The following is a 1,324-nucleotide window of genomic DNA, read 5'->3' as shown; positions in this document are numbered from 1 at the left end:
GACCCGGAAGCCCGGCGCGGCCCTCGGGTACTCCGACCCGCAGCCGACCGCGGCGAACGAGCCCTTGACGCACTAGAACCAGGCCGCGCGCGCGCCGGGCCGGGTCGTCAGGCCGGTGTTGTTCGGGGAGTTGTTGACCGGCGCGGCGCAGTTGAACCGGCTGCCCGAGGGACCGGACGGGAACGTGAAGTCGACGTAGGCCTCGTTCGCCGTGTTGGTGCCGGTGCAGTAGGGCCAGCCGTAGTTGCCCGCCGAGGTGATCCGGTTGAACTCCACCTGGCCGGCCGGTCCGCGGGACGCGTTGTAGGCGCCGGCGTCGGGACCGTAGTCACCGAGGTAGATCGCGCCGGTGGCCTTGTCCACGTTGAAGCGGAACGGGTTGCGCAGGCCCATGGAGTAGATCTCGGGCCGGGAGCTGGCGGTGCCGGGCGCGAACAGGTTGCCGGCCGGGATCGAGTACGACCCGTCGGTGTTCACCTTGATCCGCAGCACCTTGCCGCGCAGGTCGTTGGTGTTGCCGGCGCTGCGCTGGGCGTCGTACACCGGGTTGCGCCCGCTGCGCTCGTCGATCGGCGTGTAGCCGCCCGAGTCGAACGGGTTGGAGTCGTCGCCGGTGGACAGGTACAGGTTGCCCGCCGCGTCGAAGTCGATGTCACCGCCGACGTGGCAGCACATCCCCCGGGTGGTCGGCACGTCCAGCACCGCGACCTGGCTGGCCATGTTCAGCGTGTAGTCCGAGTTCAGGGTGAACCGGGCCAGCCGGTTGACGCCGTTCCAGGCGGAGAAGTCCGAGCCGGTGGACGGCGCGTCGCCGCCCGGTGTCGACAGCGGCGGCGCGTAGTACAGGTAGATCTGCCGGTTGGTGGCGAAGTTGGGGTCCGCCGCGACGCCCTGGAGCCCTTCCTCGTCGTGGGTGTAGACGGGGATGGTGGCGATCACGCTCGTGGTCCCGGACGCCGTGGTGCGGCGCAGCGTGCCGTTGCGCGACGTGTGCAGCACCGAGCGGTCCGGCAGCACGGTCATCGACATCGGCTCGCCCATCTCGGCGACGCCCTTGGCCAGCTCGACCTGCTGGAAGTCGGCCGGGTTGACCGTGTGCGCGGACGCGGGCGGCGCGGTGGCGGCGGTGAAGACCACCGCCCCCGCCACGGCCAGCAGGGCGGCGGCGAACGCCGCGGTGAGTCGTTTTCTCATGGCGGGTCATACCTTCGATCTCGGTCGCGCGCGGCGCGCACGGCTCGCGGTGGTGGGACGGGGTCGACTTCCTCGGTGGCACGGCGTCGTCCCGCGCGGGCGGTTGCCCGGCACGGGACGGCGCGATCGC

1 pseudogene is annotated in these 1,324 nt (G+C 71.5%); it reads right to left on the bottom strand.

Annotation, left to right across the window (positions count from 1 at the left end):
- Positions 1-78 precede the first annotated feature (78 nt).
- A pseudogene (locus tag AB0G02_RS40640) lies at positions 79-1,083 on the bottom strand (PQQ-dependent sugar dehydrogenase); the annotation flags it as partial.
- Positions 1,084-1,324: the final 241 nt, after the last annotated feature.

Source organism: Actinosynnema sp. NPDC023658, assembly GCF_040639995.1.
GTDB lineage: Bacteria > Actinomycetota > Actinomycetes > Mycobacteriales > Pseudonocardiaceae > Actinosynnema.
This window is presented reverse-complemented; position numbering and strand designations above follow the sequence as displayed.